The sequence below is a fragment of the Nocardia ninae NBRC 108245 genome, from assembly GCF_007990755.1.
GTDB classification, from domain to species: domain Bacteria; phylum Actinomycetota; class Actinomycetes; order Mycobacteriales; family Mycobacteriaceae; genus Nocardia; species Nocardia ninae.
The window spans coordinates 34,468-54,934 of record NZ_BJXA01000040.1; the positions used below are offsets into that span (position 1 = coordinate 34,468).

19 protein-coding genes are annotated in these 20,467 nt (G+C 67.2%); 13 read left to right on the forward strand and 6 right to left on the reverse strand.

The window, feature by feature from the left end; genetic code table 11:
- The first annotated feature begins 69 nt into the window (after window positions 1-69).
- From NN4_RS25740 to NN4_RS25750, 3 genes are all read left to right on the forward strand, one after another.
- Window positions 70-1,353, forward strand: a complete 1,284-nt coding sequence (locus NN4_RS25740; protein WP_246181079.1) for a sigma-54-dependent transcriptional regulator family protein — start codon at window positions 70-72, stop codon at window positions 1,351-1,353.
- A gap of 64 nt (window positions 1,354-1,417) precedes the next feature.
- Window positions 1,418-2,941, forward strand: coding sequence for an aldehyde dehydrogenase (gene adh / locus NN4_RS25745; protein ID WP_147136442.1), 1,524 nt, complete (start codon window positions 1,418-1,420; stop codon window positions 2,939-2,941).
- A 37-nt stretch (window positions 2,942-2,978) separates the two neighbouring features.
- Window positions 2,979-3,536: a DUF779 domain-containing protein gene (locus NN4_RS25750; RefSeq protein ID WP_147136445.1), complete on the forward strand. Its 558-nt coding sequence runs from the start codon at window positions 2,979-2,981 to the stop codon at window positions 3,534-3,536.
- Here NN4_RS25750 and NN4_RS25755 read toward each other — a convergent pair.
- Both NN4_RS25755 and NN4_RS25760 read right to left on the reverse strand, forming a co-directional pair.
- Window positions 3,518-4,522 carry a 1-aminocyclopropane-1-carboxylate deaminase gene (locus NN4_RS25755; RefSeq protein WP_147136448.1) on the reverse strand — a complete coding sequence of 335 codons (1,005 nt, stop codon included), beginning with the start codon at window positions 4,520-4,522 and terminating at the stop codon, window positions 3,518-3,520. The two genes, NN4_RS25750 and NN4_RS25755, sit on opposite strands and share 19 nt — an antisense overlap.
- Before the next feature lie 31 nt (window positions 4,523-4,553).
- The gene (locus NN4_RS25760) at window positions 4,554-5,225 is read right to left on the reverse strand and encodes a GntR family transcriptional regulator (protein ID WP_147136450.1); all 672 of its coding nucleotides are present in this window, start codon (window positions 5,223-5,225) and stop codon (window positions 4,554-4,556) included.
- 175 nt (window positions 5,226-5,400) lie between these two features.
- On the opposite strand from NN4_RS25760, the gene NN4_RS25765 reads away from it, so the two are divergent.
- The 8 genes from NN4_RS25765 (at window position 5,401) to NN4_RS25800 (ending at window position 13,114) form a co-directional block, all read left to right on the forward strand.
- Window positions 5,401-7,011: a DUF8832 domain-containing protein gene (locus NN4_RS25765; RefSeq protein WP_246181080.1), complete on the forward strand. Its 1,611-nt coding sequence runs from the start codon at window positions 5,401-5,403 to the stop codon at window positions 7,009-7,011.
- A complete protein-coding gene (locus NN4_RS25770) occupies window positions 7,008-7,436 on the forward strand; it encodes a FixH family protein (protein ID WP_147136456.1) in 429 nt (142 codons plus the stop codon). Before NN4_RS25765 ends, NN4_RS25770 begins: the two co-directional genes overlap by 4 nt.
- A 58-nt stretch (window positions 7,437-7,494) precedes the next feature.
- Window positions 7,495-8,643 carry a hypothetical protein gene (locus NN4_RS25775; RefSeq protein ID WP_186818637.1) on the forward strand — a complete coding sequence of 383 codons (1,149 nt, stop codon included), beginning with the start codon at window positions 7,495-7,497 and terminating at the stop codon, window positions 8,641-8,643.
- Window positions 8,640-9,185, forward strand: a complete 546-nt coding sequence (locus NN4_RS25780; RefSeq protein ID WP_147136459.1) for a hypothetical protein — start codon at window positions 8,640-8,642, stop codon at window positions 9,183-9,185. The genes NN4_RS25775 and NN4_RS25780 overlap by 4 nt, the downstream gene beginning before the upstream one ends.
- A 28-nt stretch (window positions 9,186-9,213) precedes the next feature.
- Window positions 9,214-9,975 (forward strand): type 1 glutamine amidotransferase domain-containing protein, encoded by a 762-nt coding sequence (locus NN4_RS25785; RefSeq protein ID WP_147136462.1) that lies wholly within the window; start codon window positions 9,214-9,216, stop codon window positions 9,973-9,975.
- A gap of 70 nt (window positions 9,976-10,045) precedes the next feature.
- Window positions 10,046-10,447 (forward strand): VOC family protein, encoded by a 402-nt coding sequence (locus NN4_RS25790; RefSeq protein ID WP_147136465.1) that lies wholly within the window; start codon window positions 10,046-10,048, stop codon window positions 10,445-10,447.
- Between the two features lie 196 nt (window positions 10,448-10,643).
- A complete protein-coding gene (locus NN4_RS25795) occupies window positions 10,644-12,206 on the forward strand; it encodes a hypothetical protein (protein WP_147136468.1) in 1,563 nt (520 codons plus the stop codon).
- Between the two features lie 14 nt (window positions 12,207-12,220).
- Entirely contained in the window at window positions 12,221-13,114 is an 894-nt protein-coding gene (locus NN4_RS25800; RefSeq protein ID WP_147136471.1) for an alpha/beta hydrolase, read from the forward strand.
- Between the two features lie 70 nt (window positions 13,115-13,184).
- Here NN4_RS25800 and NN4_RS25805 read toward each other — a convergent pair whose 3' ends face one another.
- The 4 genes from NN4_RS25805 to NN4_RS25820 all read right to left on the reverse strand — a co-directional run bounded on the left by NN4_RS25805 (window position 13,185) and on the right by NN4_RS25820 (window position 17,954).
- Window positions 13,185-14,264, reverse strand: a complete 1,080-nt coding sequence (locus tag NN4_RS25805; protein WP_147136474.1) for a DUF8320 family protein — start codon at window positions 14,262-14,264, stop codon at window positions 13,185-13,187.
- Window positions 14,254-15,495, reverse strand: coding sequence for a sensor histidine kinase (locus NN4_RS25810; protein WP_147136477.1), 1,242 nt, complete (start codon window positions 15,493-15,495; stop codon window positions 14,254-14,256). Before NN4_RS25810 ends, NN4_RS25805 begins: the two co-directional genes overlap by 11 nt.
- Window positions 15,492-16,892 (reverse strand): cytochrome P450, encoded by a 1,401-nt coding sequence (locus NN4_RS25815; RefSeq protein ID WP_147136480.1) that lies wholly within the window; start codon window positions 16,890-16,892, stop codon window positions 15,492-15,494. Before NN4_RS25815 ends, NN4_RS25810 begins: the two co-directional genes overlap by 4 nt.
- 159 nt (window positions 16,893-17,051) lie before the next feature.
- A complete protein-coding gene (locus NN4_RS25820) occupies window positions 17,052-17,954 on the reverse strand; it encodes a LysR family transcriptional regulator (RefSeq protein WP_147136483.1) in 903 nt (300 codons plus the stop codon).
- Window positions 17,955-18,056: 102 nt separating this feature from the next.
- Between NN4_RS25820 and NN4_RS25825 the strand changes: the two genes are divergently transcribed.
- Window positions 18,057-19,286, forward strand: coding sequence for an MFS transporter (locus NN4_RS25825; protein WP_147136486.1), 1,230 nt, complete (start codon window positions 18,057-18,059; stop codon window positions 19,284-19,286).
- The gene (locus tag NN4_RS25830; RefSeq protein ID WP_147136489.1) at window positions 19,283-20,458 is read left to right on the forward strand and encodes a 4-hydroxybenzoate 3-monooxygenase; all 1,176 of its coding nucleotides are present in this window, start codon (window positions 19,283-19,285) and stop codon (window positions 20,456-20,458) included. The genes NN4_RS25825 and NN4_RS25830 overlap by 4 nt, the downstream gene beginning before the upstream one ends.
- Window positions 20,459-20,467: the final 9 nt, after the last annotated feature.

The window sequence follows — 20,467 nt, forward strand, 5'->3', positions numbered from 1 at the left end:
GGTCGGTAGCGTCGAGCTGGGCCCGGCGGCGCATTGATCGGGGTGGATTTGCCGAGGAGGATGGAGTACGTGGCCGGCGGTGCGGATATTCGGGTGAATCCGTGGGTGGCGTTGCGTCCGGACGAGGACGCGGAGCAGGTGAGCACGGATGTGTCGGCGGCGCACGAGTCGTTCGTCGAGCGGGGTGAGGCGCCCGGGTCGGTGCGGCAGGTGGTCGAGGCTTCCTGGGTGCGCAGCCGCGGCAACGGCATCGACCCGGACCGCCAGATCGGCCGGACCTCGCTGACCGGAACCGAATTGGAGCGCTACCGGCGCAGCCATCCCATGTCGTCGGTGCGCCCGGTCGTGCAGACCTTGCTGGTCGAGGACGCCAGGGATACCGGGCTGCTGATCGCGCTGAGCGACGCGCACGGCCGATTGCTGTGGGTGGAGGGCGATTCGGCGGCCAGAGACCGGGCCGCGGACATGAACTTCGTTGACGGCGCGGACTGGAGCGAAGCCGCTGTCGGCACCAATGCTCCGGGAACGGCTCTGGCTCTTGATCATTGCGTGCAGATCTTCGGTGCCGAGCACTACAGCAGAATGGTGCATCCGTGGAGTTGCGCGGCCGGGCCGGTCCATGACCCGGCGACCGGCCGGATCCTCGGCGCGATCGACATCACCGGCGGCCCGCGTGTCGCTGCGCCGGAAGTGCTTTCGCTGATCAGGGCGACCGTGGCCGTCGCGGAATCGGAACTGCGGGCCCACCCGATCACGATCCGCACGACACCGCGGGTCGAACTGCTGGGCAGCAACCCGGCGCTGCTGTTCGGCAACGAGCGAATCCCGTTGTCGCGCAGGCATTCGGAGATTTTGCTCCTGCTGATGGAACATCCGGAGGGCCTCGGCACCGAGCACATCGCGGTGCTGCTCGACGAGCGGGATCTCGACGCGGTCACCGTGCGCGCCGAGATCTCGCGCCTGCGCCGGATTCTCGGCGGCACCGCACTGGGCTCGCGCCCGTACCGGCTACTCACCGAGCTCGATTCGGACGTGGGCGAACTGCGGCGCAGCCTGCGCCGTGGCGACATCGGCGCGGCCGTGGCGCGCTACCGCGGCCAGCTGCTGCCCGCCTCGCGCGCGCCCGGTGTCGGCCGGGTGCGCGAATCACTGCGGGCGCGGATGCGGGCCGCCGTGCTGACCTCCAGGGACCCGGCGATTCTCGGCTGGTGGATCTCGTCGGTCGACGGTCGCGAGGACCGCGGCGCGTGGTCGGCCTATCTCGCCTCGCTCGAACCGGATTCCTCGCTGTATGCCCAAGTCGCGGCGCAGCTCGCCATGCTGGATCGCGAGCTCGGCCGTTCCCAACGATGATGCAACGTTGGAACTCTAGTGTCGTGGATCACAGGGGGACCGCCGTGAACGCTAGGAGTTTTCGATGACCGTATACGCCCGTCCTGGTTCGCCGGAGTCCCCGGTGAGCTTCCAGCCTCGCTACGACAACTGGATCGGCGGCCAGTGGGTTGCGCCGGTCAAGGGACAGTACTTCGAGAACCCCACCCCGATCACCGGTGAAACCTTCTGCGAGGTAGCACGTTCCACTGCGGAGGACATCGAGCTCGCGCTCGACGCCGCGCATGCCGCCGCCCCGGCCTGGGGCAAGACCTCGCCTGCCGAACGCGCGGTGATCCTGAACAAGATCGCGGATCGGATCGAGGAGCACCTCGACGCGATCGCCATCGCGGAGACCTGGGACAACGGCAAGCCGATCAGGGAGGCGCTGGCCGCCGACATCCCGCTCGCCGTCGACCACTTCCGCTACTTCGCCGGAGCCATTCGCGCCCAAGAAGGTTCGCTGTCGGAGATCGACAGCGAGACCGTCGCCTACCACTTCCACGAGCCGCTCGGCGTGGTCGGGCAGATCATTCCGTGGAACTTCCCGATCCTCATGGCGACCTGGAAGCTGGCGCCCGCGCTGGCCGCGGGCAACGCCGTGGTGCTCAAGCCCGCCGAGCAGACCCCGGCCTCGATCCTGTTCCTGTGGGACATCATCGGCGATCTGCTGCCGCCCGGCGTGGTCAATATCGTGAACGGCTTCGGCTTCGAAGCGGGCAAGCCGCTCGCCTCGAGCAACCGGATCGCGAAGATCGCGTTCACCGGTGAGACGACCACCGGCAGGCTGATCATGCAGTACGCGTCGCAGAACCTGATCCCGGTGACCCTCGAACTGGGCGGCAAGAGTCCGAACATCTTCTTCTCCGACGTGCTGAGCGCCGACGACGACTTCCTGGACAAGGCCCTGGAAGGCTTCACGATGTTCGCGCTCAACCAGGGCGAGGTGTGTACGTGCCCGTCGCGCTCGCTGATCCAGGCCGACATCTTCGATCGCTTCCTCGACCTCGCCGCGCTGCGGACAAAGGCAGTGCGCCAAGGTGATCCGCTCGATACCGAGACGATGATCGGCGCGCAGGCGTCCAACGATCAGCTCGAGAAGGTGCTGTCCTACATCGAGATCGGCAAAGGTGAAGGCGCACAGCTGATTACCGGCGGTGAACGCGCGATGCTCGGCGGCGACCTGAACGGCGGCTACTACGTGCAGCCGACGATCTTCACCGGCCGCAACGCGATGCGGATCTTCCAGGAGGAGATCTTCGGCCCGGTGGTGTCGGTGACCTCGTTCACCGACTACGACGACGCCATCTCGATCGCCAACGACACCCTGTACGGCCTCGGCGTCGGCGTGTGGTCGCGGGACGGTGGCACCGCCTACCGGGCGGGCCGCGACATCCAGGCCGGGCGGGTGTGGACCAACACCTACCACCAGTACCCGGCGCACGCGGCGTTCGGCGGGTACAAGCAGTCCGGTATCGGCCGGGAGAACCACAAGATGATGCTCGACCACTACCAGCAGACCAAGAACTTGCTGGTCAGCTACGCGCCGAAAGCCATGGGATTCTTCTGATGTCGAGCGAGCGGGCAGCGCGGGAAAGGGCGCCGCGGTGAGTGCCGCCCCGCCCCGTTTGGTCGCGACGGTGGGGGCGGCGGCGCTGTTGCGCCGCCTCCGCGATGTGCACGGCGCGCTGATGATGCACCAGTCCGGCGGCTGCTGCGACGGCTCGTCGCCGATGTGTTATCCGTTGGGGGAGTTCATCGTCGGCGATCGCGACGTACTGGTCGGCCTCCTCGATCTGCGGCTGGCGGTGGGGGAGGTGCCTGCGAGCCTGCCCGCCGCCGACCTCGACGCGGTGCCGGTGTGGATCTCCGGCTCGCAGTTCGAAACGTGGAAGCACACTCAACTTGTCATCGACGTGGTGCCCGGACGGGGCGGTGGCTTCAGCCTGGAGGCGCCGGAAGGCTGGCGATTCCTCAGCAGGGCACGGGCTTTCACGGCGGCGGAGAACGAAGCTCTCGACTCGGCGCCACCCCTCGTGGGTGCCGAGTATGCCGCCGGGGCCCGTCCGCCGGTTCCGGACGCCGCGCAGGTGGTGGCCGAAGCAGCGGACGCATGCCCGGTGCCCGCGCCACCGACCCCGTCCGGTCAGAAGACGCCGCTGTAGGCGTTGAGAGCGGGCTGGCCGCCGAGGTGGGCGTACAAGACGGTGGAATCCCTGGGGATTTCACCGTTTTGCACGAGGTCGAGGAGACCGGCCATCGACTTGCCCTCGTAGACCGGGTCGATGATCATGCCTTCGAGGCTGCCGGTGAGCCGGATGGCGTCCAGGGTGGATTGCACCGGGATGCCGTAGCGGTCACCGGCCCAGCCGTCCAGGACGGTGATCTCGTCGTCGCGTAGCTCGCGGCAGAGGCCGATGAGTTCGGCTGTGCTGCGGGCGATCTTGGCCACCTGCGCGTGCGTCTCCGCGAGCTTTGCCGAGGCGTCGATGCCGAGCACGCGCCGGGGCCGGTCCTGACCGGCGAAGCCCGCGATCATGCCCGCCTGGGTGCTGCCGGTAACGCTGCACACCACGATCGTGTCGAAGAAGACGCCCAGTTCACGCTCTTGCCGCTGCACCTCGTAGGCCCACTCGGCGAAGCCCAGGCCGCCCAGCGGATGGTCGGACGCGCCCGCCGGAATCGCGTACGGGGTGCCGCCCGCGGCCCGGACGTCGTCGAGGGCCTGGTGCCAGCTGTCCTTGAAACCGATTCCGAAACCCGCCCGGACCAGCCGCACGTCGGCACCCATGATGCGGGACAGCAGGATATTGCCGACCTTGTCGTTGACCGCGTCGGGCCAGTCGACCCAGCTCTCCTGCACCAGGACTGCCTTCAAGCCGGCTTTGGCGGCGACCGCGGCCACCTGCCGCGTGTGATTGGACTGCACGCCGCCGATGCTGACCAGGGTGTCGGCGCCTTTGCTCAGCGCGTCGTGCACCAGATACTCCAGCTTGCGAGTCTTGTTGCCGCCGAAGGCAAGACCGCTGTTGCAGTCCTCGCGTTTGGCCCAGATCCGCGCGCCGCCGAGATGATCGCTGAGCCGGTCCAGCGGGTGGATCGGGCTCGGTCCGAACAGCAGGGGATAGCGCTCGAAGGTGTCGAGAGACATCGATGATTCCTAGGGGGTGCAGCCGGTCTGCTTATTGCGTTCCGGCAGTGAGGTTTTCGAGCAGTGGTACCAGCGTCTGCCAGTTCGCCCGGGTGCCTGCCACCGCGCCTTCGACATCGCCTGCCTCGCACAGCGCGATGATGCGGTCGTGCTGGGCTACCGAACTGCGGCCGCTCAGTGAGGAGAATCGCAGGCGCTCCACCCGGCGCAGTACCGGGGTGAACTGTTCGAGGACGCTGCGGATGGCGTCGTTGGCGCTCGCGGTGACCGGGATGCGATGGAAGTCGTCGTCGGCGCTGATCGCGGCGTCGACGTCGTTGCGGCGCAGGGCTTCCGCGAAGCGCGCGTTGGCCTCGCGCATGGCCCCCAGTTCGTCGGTGGACAGGTTGGGCAGGGCCTCGCGGACGGCGAGTTCGTGCATGGCGGTGGTGACGGACTGGGCGGCGCGGACCGCGCGGACGTCGAGCGGGCTGACGATGGTGTAGCGGCCGGGCTTGGTCTGCACCAATCCTGCCTGCTCCAGGCGCATCAGCGCCTCCCGCACCGGTGTGCGGCTGACGCCGAGCCATTTCACCAGGTCGTTGTCGTTGAGGCGCTCGCCGGGCGCGAGGGTGCCGTCGACGATCGCGTCCCGGATCGCGCGGTAGGCGTTCTCGCGAAGCAATGACCTGGCGACGAGACCTTCGCTGTGCGGAACCGGCATGCAATATATTGCATTCTACGGAGGTCGGGTTGTCAAGAGCGCCAGTCGGATTGCGCGGCGGGTAGCGCGGGGCATTCTCCGGGACATCCCCCATGACGGCATCAACCCGATGGGGGAGGCGGGATCCCCTCAGGAGGTGATGATCTCGCCGGTTCGCGGCCATAGCATGGCGCGAGTGACTGTCGCCCGTGCCGTTCGCTGTCGCGCCTTGCTCGTCGCGGGGTTGCTGGCTCTGCTCGTGTCGGCTGGAATGGCGCCCGCATCCGCTGATTCCGCGTCCGGAGGTGGGGATATCTCGGTCGCGCAGTCGCTCGGCGACCGGGAGCTCACGGTCGTGCTGCGCCGGGTGACGAGCGTGCCGGGGCCGCTGCGGGTGGATGTCGTCACGCATGCGGGCACGGCCGCAGGGCAGCTCACACTCGCGGCGACGCCGATGGGCGCCGTGCCGGACCTGCCTGCTCCTGGCGCCCCCACTGCGGAGGCGGTTGTCGAACTCGGCGGCACGCCGGGCATGTATTCGGCGACCCTGGACATGGATCGGCCCGGCCCTTGGGAACTCGCGATCGGTGACGGCGTGCGGGTGGCGCGGATTCCGTTCGTCGTGCCCGCGCAGGCCACTTCGCCGCCGGAGCGGCTGGTGTACGGAGGGTTTCTGGTAGCCGGTGTGCTGCTTCCGGTCTCGGTGTTGGTCGCGATGCGGGCGCGGCGCACTGCGTGGGCGTTGCTGCCTGCCGGTGGGATGGTGGCCGGGGTTGCCGTGTCGGTGACGGCCGCCCTGCTGTCGGTGTCGTTGCCGTTGCCGCCGCAACCGGGCAGTCAGCTCGACCCCACCGTGGACAATGTCACCGATCCGTATTCGGTTGGTCAGCCGATGATCTCGGACTTCTCCCGGCCGCCGGTGGTGCTCACGGTGGCGGGTTCGGCGGTAGCCGGGCGAGGGAGCGACTTCGATCTGGTGCTGATCGATGCGGCCACCGGAGCGTTGGCGGACGACATCGTCGTGCACGACAGCGCGTTCGTGCATCTGCTGGTGGTCGGCCCGAATGGTGGACTCTCGCACTTACATCCGATCCGGACCGGCCCCGGTCGCTATCAGGTTCATCTGAACGCGTCGGAGCCTGGCCGTTATGCATTGTCGGCGGAGTTGGCTCGTCGTGGTGGGGGCGTCCAAATGGCCCGTGCGGCAACTGGAGTCGAGGTCGTGCCGAGTGACGTTGCGTCCCGGCCGCCCAGCGCTCCGTTGCATCTCGGCGGGTCGGACAAGTCCGCGTCGATGGTTCTCGATGGCAGTGCCATCAACGTCCGGACAACCGAGGCGGTGGCCGGGAAACCCACGACCATCACCGCCGAAGTCGGTGATACTTCCGATCTGCAACCATGGCTCGGCATGGTCGGACACCTGGTCATGGCGGGTCCGGTGCCGGAGGGCAGCTTGGATATCGCTGCGGCCGTGCAGAACTCGCCCGTCTGGGGGCATGCCCACTCGATGGGGCCGACGTCGATGCAAGATATGCCGGGGATGAGTGGTGGGCACGACATGCCAGGGATGAACGGTGCGCACGACATGTCGGGAATGCCCGGCGCGGGCCGCGGAGTGATGCTCATGCCGCCCGCCAACGGCGAGAGTCCGCCCGACGAAACGGTCGCCGCGTTCGGGCCCGACGTGCCGTTCACCTTCACATTCCCGGTCGCGGGCCGGTACCGGCTCTGGATCCAGGTCGAACGGAACTACACGGTGCTCACCGTTCCTGTGGTGCTCGATGTCGCGGCGGGGGCGCGTCGATGAGCGCGTCGTCCACGGGTTCTCGTTCGCTTCGTATCGTCGCGGCAGTAGCCGCCGTGGTCGTCATCGCCACCATCGGATGGCTGGCGTGGCCGAGCTCGTCCGATCCGGTCGTGCTGAAAGCCGGTACGCCGCAACACCTCGTCACCGTCACCATCGACAGCCTCCGTCTCGGCGACACCGCCGTGGACGTCACCGTCACCGATCGCACCGGGGCGGTGATAGACCATGCGGCGGTCCAGGTGCAAGCGATCCAGCCGCTGATGGGCCACGCCGGAGCGCCGGTTGCGGCCGCCGCCACCGGGTCCGGGCATTTCCGTGCCGCATCGGTGTCGCTGATGATGACCGGCCCATGGGAGCTGCGCTTGTTCATCGACGCGCACCACGGGATAGACCAAGTCACCTTGCCCCTGTGGGTCGGCGGCTGAGCCGAAAGACGCACGCATCAGCACGAATCGCAAGAGCACCGAGGAGGGACCGCTCGTCATGGATATCTCAGCACCGTCCGACACGATCGAAGACGGGAGCACGCCCACGGCGCACACCGCCACGTCCGACAACAGCACCGCGGCTCGCGTCGGCTCATGGGGCGTGCTGCTCGGCACCGCCGTCACCTTGATCGGCCTGAGCTGGGATATCCAGTGGCACAACGACGTCGGGCCCGACACCTTCTTCACGCTGCCGCACCTGTTCCTCTATTCCGGCAGCGCGATCTCCGGATTCGCCAGCCTCGCCATGGTTTTCATCGCCACGTCCGCCCAACGGGCCGGACGGCCGGTGCCCGCGCTGGGTGGCACGCCCATCCGAGTGTTCGGCAGTAACCTCACGGCCCCGCTGGGGTACATGGTTGCCGGGGCGGGCGCCGCGTTGTTCCTGCTCTACGGTTTGCTCGACATGCAGTGGCATGCGATCTACGGCTTCGACGCGGTGCTGAACACGCCGTCGCACGTGGCGCTGTTCTTGTCGATCACGCTCACCATGATCGGCAGCATCATGGTCTTCGCGTCGCACCGCGACCACCGCTGGGGTCAGGTCGGCATCGTGCTGGCAATCCCGATCATGATCACCTTCGCGCCCATCCTCACCCAGGCGCTGGACAATCTGGAACTGCCCGTCGACTCGACCATTCTCGGTGTCCTGTTGTTCGGGCCGATGCTGCTCGTCCTCGGCGCGGCGGCGCTGGCCCGGCCCGGTGCCGCCATCGCCATCGCGCTCGCCCTCGGCGCGATCCAGGCGGCCCTGTGGTGGTTCTCGCCGTGGGCCGCGGAGGTCTATGCCTCGTCGATCGGGCTGCCACTGCGCGACGGCCTCGGTTCCCGGCCGCCGTCCCTGCCCGCCATCATGCCGATGTTCCTGATCGTCGCGGCCGTCGCCGTGGAGGGCCTGTTCTGGCTGGCCCGCACCCGTGGTCTCGACCCGAACAAGATCGTGCTGGCGGCCGGTCTGGTGACCGGGCTCGTGGTCGGCGTGACCTTCCCGCTGCAGTTGCAGTTCACGCATTTCTTCGCCCGCCTCGCCCTCAACGACGTCGTGCTGTCCACGGTCGTCGCGATACCGCTCGGCCTGCTCGCCGGTTTCCTCGCCGGCCGTTTCGTCCGCATGCTGCCCGCGCCCGCCACGGAGGTCGCCCGATGATCGCGCTGCGCAAACTAGCCCTCACCGTGCTCGCCGCGATCACCCTGTCGTTGGTCGCGATCGCCCCCGCCTCCGCATACGCCCCCGTCGACATCGTGCACACCGAGCGAGTCCAGGTCGGCCCCTACGCCATGACCGTCGGCTTCTCCACCTGGCCCATCCGCGCGATGAAGTCGCTCGACTTCACCTTCATGCCCGAAGGCGGTATCGCCGACAAGACCGGCGCGTTCCGGATGGCAGGCCCCGCGTTCCAGTCGTGGAAACGCAACGCCCCATTCGTCCGCCACCCGCGCAAACGCGATTCCTGGGGCTTGGACATCATGGCCATCGATGACCCTGGCGACTACCGCATCACCTTCCTGCTCGACGGACCGCTCGGCCACGGTGAAGGGACCCTCGACGGCATCCACGTCCTCGACCAGCCCGGCCCGCCCCTGCCGCTCAGCTGGACCATCGCCACCCTGCCTCTGCTCGGCCTCATCGCCTTCCTCGCGGTCGCCTGGCGCCGCACCCGACCGGGCCGTCAGCCATTGAACCTCTAACCGGCAAATGCACCGCTACCATTCGTAGATGATCCTGTTTCTCCTGCCCGCCCGCGACTACGACCCCACCGAATCCGCGGTGCCGTGGGCGGCCCTGCGAGACGCAGGCGTGCCCGTCCGCTTCGCCACTCCCGAAGGTCGAGTCGCCCTCGCCGACGATCGCCTCGTCGAACAGGGCTTCTCGATCCTGTCTCCACTCCTGATGACCCGGCCGGACGCGCTACACGACTACGACCGGATGCGCGAGGATCCCGACTTCCAATCACCCCTCGCTTACTCCGACGTAATCGATGACGAAATCTCCGGCGTCGTCGTCCCCGGCGGCCACGCACCTGGCATGAAATCGATGCTCGAATCCTCCACCGCCCAAGGTATTTTCGGCCGCGCGCTACTCGCCGACAAACCCGTAGCCGCCGTCTGCCACGGCGTATTGCTGGCCGCCCGCGCCACCGACCCCGAAACCGGCCGCTCCGTGCTCTACGACCGCCGAACCACCGCTGTCACAGCAACTTTAGAACTCTCCGCTTGGAACCTGACCCGCCTGCGCCTCGGCACCTACTACCGCACCTATCCCCGAACCGTCCAAGCGGAAGTCACTGCTGCCCTACGCGATCCGCGCCAATTCGAACCCGGTCCGCTGCTCCCGCGCCGCGACACCGCATCCCACCCCAACCGCGGCTTCACCGTTCGCGACCGCAACTACATCTCCGCCCGCTGGCCCGGCGACTGCCACCGTTTCGCCGCCGAGTACCGAGAACTGGTGCTGGAGAACCGAAACGCCACCCCCTGAGTGCTCGTGCGGCGGCCCTGAATAGCGAGGGCTAGATCCCGCCCAACAGTCGCACTACGCTCGGTTCGTCATGCAAGAACTGCTCGGAATCAACCACCTGACCCTCGCCACCTCCAACCTCGACCAGCTCGTGAGCTACTACGAGATGCTCGGAGCCAGACTCGCCTTCGAACGCCCCGCCACCCCCGACGATCCACGCATCGCGGTCATCGATGTCGGCGGAGCGGACCACCTGATGCTCGTCGAAACCCCCACCCCCGCAACCCCAGATGTCGACCCCCTGGGCCGAGCAGGATGGGGACTGCGCGTAGGAACCCACGACCTGCTGTGCGAAGTCCGCGAACGAATCCTGACCGCCGGTTGGTCCGTCGGAGAGATCGAGACCCTACCCACCCAATGGACCATGACGGCCCGCGATCCCGACGGACGACCCGTCGATATCCGAGCCCACCGCCCCCGCGGCACTGAGTAATCGGTAGCCGGCCGAATGACGCGCGACGTCTTGGGTGCGCAGCCTGTTCGGCGGCACTGAACCCAATCGTTTCCCGGCCCGGCAGTGCGCACGATGGCATAGTTGTCGAAGGCCAGTGGTGGGACGGCAGGGGGCGAGTATGGGCGGTGGCGAGCACCCCGAAACCGCGATCGGTCGGGCACTGTCCAGATATCGGGTGCGCTACAGCCCGGGTCTGTCCGGCTTGGGGCTGGTCACGGCAGCGGCGCTCGCGTGGGCGTTCATACCGACGCTGCTGACCCAATTGAAGGATACTGATCTGGCGTCGCAGATCGCTGCCAACACAATTCTGAATCTTGCGAAGTGCCTTGTCGCTGCCGCGATCGTGCTCTCGTTTCGGTCCCCGCGGATACGGGAAGCTGTGCGCCTGGTGCGAGTGGTGATGCGAGACCGTCGACTGCGGCGCATGGTCGTTCTCGACGGTCTTCTCATCGGAGCCAGCAATCTGCTGTTCCTGCTCGCGCTGTCGCAAGGGAACCCGGCGGCCGCGACTCTGATCATGAATAGTTGGCCCGTCGTGGCCACGACACTGCTGGTCCGATTCATGCCGAGGCTGCGGGTCGTCGGTGGCTTGCAGTTGTCGCAGGCGACGCTGGCGCTGCTGGGCGTGATGGTGATCGTGCTTGCGGCACATACACACGGGGATTCGGCGCTTTCGCTGGCATACGCGGGTGGCGCAGCAATTGCGCAAGGCGCGGTTGTCGTCACACACCAGCGGTTCCTGCAGGCGATCGGCGCCGAATGGGAACAGCAGCCGCTGTGGCAGGCGTTGCGCGGCGGCATCGCCACGATAGCGTCGCTCGTGTTACTCGTGCCTGCGTTGCTGGTGGCGCCCCCACACCTGCAACTGCCTGCCGAAGCGATGGCGAGTCTCACCCTCGCCGGTGCGCTGTGGGCGGTGTCGGGGATCTTCTTCCATATGGGTGTGATGCGGTCGGAGAATCCGTTCATCACGATCCCCTGGATGCTCGCGCCCCTGCTGTCCGCCCTGTTGGCCGCGATGGCGCAGGGGGCGCCTATCACGCCGGACATCTTCATCGGGGGCGCTATCGTGTTGTCCGCCAACGCAATGCTGATGCTCATGATCGAACCATCCAGGAATGTGGCGATTCTGATGATCACGATCGTCTTCTCCGCCTGTGCCGTGCTGACGATACGTGGTCGTGGGATCGCCGATTATTACTCGATCGTGCAGGCGTTGGCCGCCTTCTTCGCCGTCACGTACGGCTTCTTGGCGACGAGGCTGGACGGTCATCGAACCGCAGCCGAGCTCATGCGGCTGCGCTGGAGTAAATTCGCCGAACTGAGCTCGATGCAGAGTTCGGTGGCGAGCTCGCAGATATCCATGGCGGAGCTCGCGTCGCTTCGCGCGGACCGTGACGGGTCGGCGCACTTGCGGCTGCGACTGTTTCCGATCTCAGAATCGTTGGCGGTCACCGCACTCGGGCTCGGCTCGTGCGTGATCGTCACTTACGCCCGACCGAGCGGTAGAGCATCGGATGTCATCGCGTTTCTTATCGTCTCCTCGGTCTTGTTCGCCGTTATTCTGCTGTGGACGAGCTTCGGCGGCCGCGCAGAGCAGCGCGAAAAGAGCGGGACGATCGTCGGATCTCCGGCAGAGGCGGGCGAGGCCATCTACGGCTACTTCTGCGCCATGGCGGCATACCTGAGCATCACGTTGGCAATTCTTCTCGGCGCACCCAACTGGCCGAGACTCTAGTTCCGAGGAGATGTATGGAAAGCCTGGAATTGCGTTTCTACAGCGACGGAGCGCAATTGGACGGACGGTTGTATCTGCCGCAGGGGCGTACGGGTCAGGGCGGCCTTCCTCTGGTCATTGCGTGTTCGGGATTTCTCGGCTTGTATCGAATCCACCCCGAGAGATTCGCCCGATACCTCACCACGCGCGGGTTCGCGTGTTACGGCTTCGACTACCGAGGGCACGGTGAGAGCGGTGGTACTCGAAACCGCGTCCTCCTGGAGGAATTGGTCCGTGATATCCGTTGCGCCGTGACCGCGTCCTCCGCATCCTGGCATGTGGACCGCGACAATGTGTTTCTGCTCGGCTGGGCCATGGGCGCCGGACTCGTGCTGGATGCGGTGCGCGAGTTGCCCGGTGTCAAGGGGATCATCTGTGTCAACGGCCTGTACGACGGGCTCGATTTCCATACCTCGCATCGCGGACAGCAGGGGCTGCACAACTTCCGGCAGTGGATCAATAATGAGCGTCTGCGTCGCGCGCGCAGCGGACAGGCCGAGCTGGTCGCGCCGTTCGAGATCTATCCGTTGGACGAGCAGACCCAGGAGTATGTGACCGAATCCCTGGAAGGGATACCCGGTTACGACACCTCGGTGACTTCTTTCGAGTTCGCCGAGTCGCTCATCAGATGGTCCGTCATGCCGATCGTCGCGTCGGCCACCCTTCCGTTGTTCATCGCCCATGGCACGAGCAATGGTCTGCATCCGAAGGAGCAAGCCGAAGCGGTAGTGGCGGCGTACGGCGGTCCGGCGACGACCTATTGGATGCCTAATGCGGGACATACCGAGTGGATGCAGGACCACGATCCGCAGTTCCAGCGCCTGTGTGCGGCGATATTCGATTGGTTGTCGAGCCAGGTCGCACCTTAGCGGTGTCTCGATCCAGGTCGATGGCGGGATCCGGCCTGGCGCAGCATTTCCCAGGTGTCGGTATTGCAGGTCAGGATGACTTGCGGACTGGGGGTTGGTCATTGGCTTCGTCCGAGCGGACTGCTCGGTCGAGGGTGACGGTTACTGTTCCGGCGCTGTCGATTTCGGTGCGGCGGTTGCCGCATTTCTCGTCCACCAGGACGGTGGCCAGGTTGTGGCGACCTGGGGGAAGTACGCGGACGGTTACTTGTCCGTGGGTGGTGTTGTCGAGTTCGCGGGTGGCTACTTCGCGGACTCGGGTGCTGAGGGCGGCGGGGGTGGATTCGAGTCCGCCGTCGTCGAGGAGCATGACTTCGACACCGCGGGCGCGGGCGGCGCGGGCGGCGGCGAGGAGTTCGGGGGTGGAGAGCGTGGGGGCGCGGAGTTCGTCGCGGAGTTCGGCCTCGAGCAGGCGGCATTCTTCGCGCTCGTCGGGCTGGAAGGGGACGGCGGCGGCGATGCGTTCGAGCATGGGGCGGGCGCGGCGGTCCAGGCGGTCGAGTTGGCGTTTGCGTTCGGCGTTCTGGGCGTCGAGCCTGGCTTGTTTGGCGGCGCGGGCGGTGGACTCGATTTCGAGTTCGTGCAGGGAACGCAGGGTGGGGCGCATGATGGCGGCGAACGCGGCGGCGATGGCGACGTTGACGAGGGGCACGATCGCCTGCACGTAGACGGTCGGGTTGCCGTCCGAAGCGAGCACGACGGCGAGCCAGGTGGCCGCGGTTCCCGTCCAGGCCAGGATGTTTCGGCCGCGCAGGACGAGCATGGCGAGCGCGCTGCCGCCGGTGTAAGCGGTCCAGACGCTGGTGTTCGCGTTGAGTTCGGCGGTCACCTGGTCGCTGGCGATCAGGGTGGCGACGGCGCCGGCGGAGGCCACGAAGACGGCCGCGTAGGTGTGGATCGGTTTACCGGTGTCCAGCACGACGACGACGGTGGCGGCGACGATGACGATCGCGGCGGCGACCAGGGTCACCGAGATGGGCAGCTCGGCTCGGCGGACCGAGCGGATCATCACGGCGGCGTCGGTGGCCAGCACCACGGCGATGATGGTCACCATGGTGGAGCGGTGCGCGCTGAGCAGTCTGCTCAGGTCGCCGCTGCTGTCAGGTGTCATCGGGGTCATTCCACTCCAGGATGATCCGCGTGCCTGCACCGGGCTGCGACTCGATGATGGCGCGACCACCGGCTTCGCGCATCCGCTGCACGATGCTCACGGTGAGCCCGAGCCGATTGGCCGCGACGAGCGCCGGGTCGAATCCGGCACCGTCGTCGCCGACGACGACGGTGAGTCCGGACGCGCGCGCCTCGATCCGCAATTGTCTTGCGACAGTACGCCCGGGCACGTCGGCATGCCGCACGCTGTTACGAACAGCTTCGGCGGCGGCCTGGGCGAGCGCGGTGACGGTGGCGGAGTCGATGCGCAGATCGGCCGAGTTGCAGTCGTGCCGAACCTGCACGCGCAGTTCGGCATCGGTGGCCCCGACCGCTTCGCGCGTGATCGTGTCGATCGCCTCGAGATCGGTGCACAGGTCGCTGACCCGCCCGATGGCGGCGAATTGGCCGAGGGCTTGATTGGCTTGCCGCGCAAGCATGCTGGGGCAACCACCGCGGGAGGTGTCGAGCAGCGTGGCGAGCACCTTGTCGTGGATCACGCCGGCGAAGCGGGCCCGCTCGCTGGCGCGTGCCTCGTCCGCTGCCGCGCGCGAGGCCTGCTGGTGGGCGCGCGCCCGCTCCTGATCGAGCAGCCGGGCCGCCCGGCGCGCCATCTCCGTGATGTAGACGAAGGTGACGGTGATGCCGAGGATCCGCATCGAGGTGAGCCCGAACTCGGTCCAGCTGAGATCGCCGGTGGCCTGTCCGGTGGACGACGCGGCGAGCGTGCCGACGCCGACGACGTAGATCGAGACCACCGGCACCCGCCAGGCCAGCGTGGCGGCGACCCCGCCGAGCGGGACCAGTCGATAGATCCAGGCCACGTCGTCGGTGATCTGCCCCGGCGCCACGGCGAATCCGGACAACGCGACGGCCACGGCGAAAACCGTTGCGTGCGTTGCCGCGAGGGCTCGCACGGCAGTGAGCGGGGCGCGCAACGCGAGCCCCGCCATCAGCAGCGCAGTGCCGTACACACCACACATGGCCAGCACGGTCCACCAGGTCGGGAAGTGCCGCGACTGCCTGGCGATCTCGGCGGCGTCACCGACACCGAAGATCCAGACACCGACGCCGAGCGCGAAGGCGAGAATGCGTTCGATCTGCTCGGTCGCGGCCCGGGTGGACGAGGACCGCCGACAGAATCGGCGCGACACCGCCCCCGCGACGCGGTCGGACAATGACGGCGAAGTCATCGAGATTCGCCGACCTCGATCCCGGACAGCTGGCGGGTCGATACTCGGCGTCTCGGCGTGTAGACCGCGCGGGCCTCGCGCTTCGGGCGCAGGTTGATCGTCAGCTTCATCCCGACGTCGCCGTCGATCCGTTGCAGCGTGCCGCCGCTGAGCAGCAGCGCGGTGAAGATCTGCCCCTCGAGCAACGCGAGGGCCGAACCGATGCAGACGTGTTCGCCGGCCCCGAAAGGCAAGTAGGACAGTCGTTCCCACGGTCGCGCCGATTCCTGGGCGAACCGATCGGGGTCGAAGGTCAAGGGATCGGGGTACTGCCGCGCCGAACGGTGCATCACGTAGGGGGCGACGAACACGATCGTGCCCTCGGCGATCGCGTAGTCACTGATCCGCGTCTCCTGCGCGGCCTCGCGCAGGAACGCGGGCGACGGCGGATACAGCCGCATCGATTCCTTGAACACCTGCAGACAGTAAGGGAGCTGTTGCAGATCCTCAGCGGTGGGCGTCGCCCCGTCGAGTACCCGGTCGGCCTCGTCCGTGGCCCGCCGGGCGATGCCGGGATGCCGAGACAGCGCGTACGCGGTCCAGAACATCGCGTCGGCGCTGGTCTCGTGCGCCGCCGCCCACAGGTTGATCACCTCGTCGACGAGCCGATCCTCGCTCATCGGCGCGCCGTCGCGGTCCCGCTGGGCGAGCAGCGCGGTCACGATGTCGTCGTGCCGTTCGGGATGCCTGCGGCGCGCGTCGATCATTCGGGCGGCCCAGTCGCGCACCAGGGCGAGATCGGAGATGAAGTCGCGATTGCGCTTCGTCGGAATGTTCAACGGCGCGACGATCGGCCGCGACATCGCCCGCATCTCCCAGTCGAAGATCCTGGTCGCCGCGTCGACCACGTCCACGTGCTCGTCGAGTGGCTCATCGATCAGCAGCCCGGCGACGACATCGTGCATCATCGCCTGCACCCCGGCGAGCAGTTCGACTTCGCCCGCCGCCTGCCACCGCCGCAGATGCGCCTGCATGCGGGTCGCCATCACGTCGACGTATTTCGGCACCCGCCGCGCGGTGAACAACGGCGCGACCATTGCCCGCTGCGTGCGGTGCACCTCGCCCTCGGAGATGATCAACCCCTCGCGCAGCGCGGGCCATAGTGTGCCGGTCACCGCCCTGGCCCGCCGGAATTCCTGGGCCCGCGACACCAGGACCTCGTGGATCTCCTCGGGACCGGTCACCAGTACCGCTGGAAACATCCCGATCCGAAACCCGGCTACCGGTCCCTGCCGGTCGGCGAGCCGACCCATCACGGCCAGCGGATCCCGGAACCAGCGCAGGGTCGTCCCCAACCCGAGCACCCCGCTGCGCCCATGATCCAATTGCTCGAATTTTCCCGCCCGATCATCGTTCACTGACGATTCCTCCCATGGTCGTCATCGAAGTCAGAGCGATTCGTCAGCCCCGCCGCCCCCGTATTCAATTATGGGACGTCTGACGAGCAGTCTGCCTGTCCGGGGATCGTAATGTGCCGCGCGATGCGTAGTCATGCCCGCAGAACTAGGGTCCGCGGTTCACGGCAGATCTTGCAGCGCTGCTCGGATCACCTCGAGGAACCACGCCTGGGCGGGGCTGCGGCCGGGCGTCCGGCGGGTGTAGGCGGCGATCTCGGCGGGTTCGATGGCCCACGGCAACGCGAAAGTCCGCACGCGATGGGTTCGGGCCAAGGCGCGAGCGACGCGTTGCGGCACGATGGCGACCAGGTCGGTGTCCTGCACGGCATACGGCAAAGTAGCGAAACGGGTGACGCGGACGGCGATTTGGCTCTCCAGTCCATAGGTACGCAACGCTTGCCGGGGTGCGGGATGACCCGTGGTTCCGTCGACGACGATGTGCCGTTCGCCGCGCAGCTCGTCCTCGGTCGCCGAATCACCGCGCAGGCGTGGATGATCGACCGCGACCATGCCCGCATACCCCTCGGTGAACAGCGGAAGCCGGTGCAGCCGAACCGAATCCAGCACCGGGCTGGCCACGATCGCGTCGACCCGGCCGCGGGTGAGTTCGTCTGTGGCGGTGTCGATGTCGAACGCGTGCACCTGCAAGGTCGCGGCGGGTGCGCGGTCCGCGAGTTCCGCGAGCACCAGCGGCAGTGTGTTCACCTCGCCGAGATCGGAGAGGCCGAGGGAGAAACTGACCGGTCCCGACGCATCGAATTGTGTTGCGGCGCCGATGGTCACATCGAGCTGCTCGATGGCGGTGCGCAGCGGCGGATAGAGCCGCTCGGCCTCCGAACTCGGCACCAGACCGCCGGGACCGCGCACGAACAACTCGTCGCCGAGTCGCCTGCGCAGCTTGCCCAACCCGTAGCTGACGGTGGGCTGGGTGACGCCGAGGACGTCCGCCGCCGCCGTCACGCTTCGCGTCTCGTAGAGCAGCACGAAGGTCCGGATGAGGTTCAGATCGAACTCGGCCGCCATAGATCTCCTCTATACAGATGTGAAAAAACATCTATTGGATTTCTGATGCGGCCGATCGTAGCGTGATGGCAGTCACAACTGCACACCAGAAACGAAGTCACCATGAAGAAGTTGTTCTCCTGGCCGGCGGTGCTCTGCTGGCTGATCGTGCTGCTGGAGGGCTACGACCTAGTCGTGCTCGGCGCCGTCATTCCCACCCTTATCGACCAGCACCACGTCGGATTCACCGCGGCCAGTGCGACTTTCGCCGCGACCATTTCGCTGGTCGGCGTGGCCATCGGCGCGACGGCCTCCGGACCGATCGCCGATCGCTACGGCCGCCGCCGCATGCTGATCAGCTCGATCGCGGTGTTCTCCCTGTTCACCGCCGTTGTTCCGCTGGCCGGATCGGTCAGTGTCTTCGCCGCGTTCCGGCTGATCGCCGGGGTGGGGCTCGGCGCGTGCCTGCCGACCGCACTGACCTTCATGGCCGAACACATGCCGCCTGCGCGCCGGGCCTTCGCCAGCACGATCACCATGACCGGCTACCACACCGGGGCGGTGCTCACCGCACTGCTCGCGCTGCGGGTCATCCCGCATTGGCAGCCACTGTTCTACGGCGGTGGCCTGGCCGGTTTCGTGCTGCTGCCGGTGATCTGGGCGAAATTGCCGGAGTCCGCGGCGTTCCTCGCGGCCAAGGACGCGCCCACCCGGGTACGGCCCGCGGTGTTGCTGAAGCCGTTGTATCTGCGTGCGACGCTGGGGGTTTGGGTCGGATCGTTCATGGGGCTGCTGCTTGTCTACGGGTTGAACACTTGGCTGCCGAAGTTGATGCGTGATGCCGGGTACAACATGTCGACCTCGTTGACGGTGCTGTTGATGTTGAACATCGGCGCGGTGATCGGCCTGCTCACCGCAGGAACGCTCGCTGACCGGCGTGGCATCAAACCAACGGTGTTGGTGTGGTTCGGTGCGGCGGCCGTTTTCCTCGCGCTGCTCAGCATCAAGATTTCCAGCACGGTGCTGCTCAACGCGCTGGTGCTGGTCACCGGAGTCTTCGTCTTCTCCGCGCAGGTGCTCATCTACGCCTATGTGGCTCAGGCGTACCCCGCCGAGATCAGAGCCACGGCAATGGGTTTCGCCGCGGGCGTCGGCCGCCTCGGCGCGATCTTCGGACCAACCGTCACCGGCTGGCTCATCGTCCTCGGTTCCGCAAACCCCTGGGGCTTCTACCTTTTCGCGGCGGTCGCGGGGATCGGCCTGCTCGCCATGGCCGCTGTGCCGCGCACCACCGTCGATGGACTCGTGCCGGAGCCGGCCCCGTTGCTCGACGAAGGAGCACGTCCGGCATGAGGACCACCCGCACCCAGGTAGCGATCGTCGGCGCCGGTCCGGCAGGCCTGCTGCTCTCGCATCTGCTGCACCGCGCGGGGATCGAGTCCGTCGTCGTCGATATCCGCACGTACGAGCAGATCGCGGGCACGATCCGGGCGGGCATTCTCGAGGCGGGTTCTGTTCGGCTGCTGGTGGATTCGGGAGTGTCCGACCGCGTGGTCACCGAGGGCCACCGGCACGACGGTGTGGTGTTGCGTTTCGACGGGGAGAACCACCGCATCGACTTCCAGGAGCTGATCGGTGAATCAGTCTGGCTGTACCCGCAAACCGAGGTGTTCCTGGATCTGGCCAGGCGGCGTGCGGTCGACGGGGGAGATGTGCGCTACGGCGTGGCAGATACCGCCGTCGACATCACCGGCGAACGCCCGACGGTGACGTGCACCGAACCGGACGGTGGCCGCGTGCGCATCGAGGCCGACCTGCTCGTCGGTGCGGACGGCTCCCGATCGATGTGCCGCCACGCCTTCCCGCCCGGCGCACGCGGTGAGTGGTTCCGTGAATATCCGTTCGCCTGGTTCGGCTTCCTGACCGAGGCGCCGCCCTCGCACGACGAATTGGTCTACACCCGTTCGGAGTTCGGCTTCGCGCTGATCAGCCAGCGCACACCGACGATGCAGCGCATGTACTTCCAGTGCGCGCCCGACGAGCGCCCGCAGGACTGGGACGACGACCGGATCTGGACCGAGATGCGCCGCCGCGTCAACGGCAATGGTTTCGCGCTTCGGGAAGGCCCGATCAGTGCGAAGATGGTTCTGCCGTTCCGCTCCTTCGTCACCGCGCCGCTGCGCCACGACCGGCTGCTGCTGGCCGGCGACGCCGCGCACACCGTGCCGCCGACCGGCGCGAAAGGGCTGAACCTGGCGCTCGCCGACGTGGCCGTGCTGGCCGAGGTGATCGGCGACTTCTACGGCACCGGTGACGCCGACGTACTCGACCGGTATACCGAACGCGCCGTGCGGCGGGTATGGCGGGCGCAGCACTTCTCGTACTGGGCGACCACGATGCTGCACGCGGTCGGCGGCGCGTCCCCCTTCGATATCGAGCGACAGCGCGGTGAGCTGTCGCTGATCGCCGAGTCACGTTATGGCGCAGCGTATTTCGCCGAGTCCTACACCGGCTGGCAGCAGTAGAAACAGACC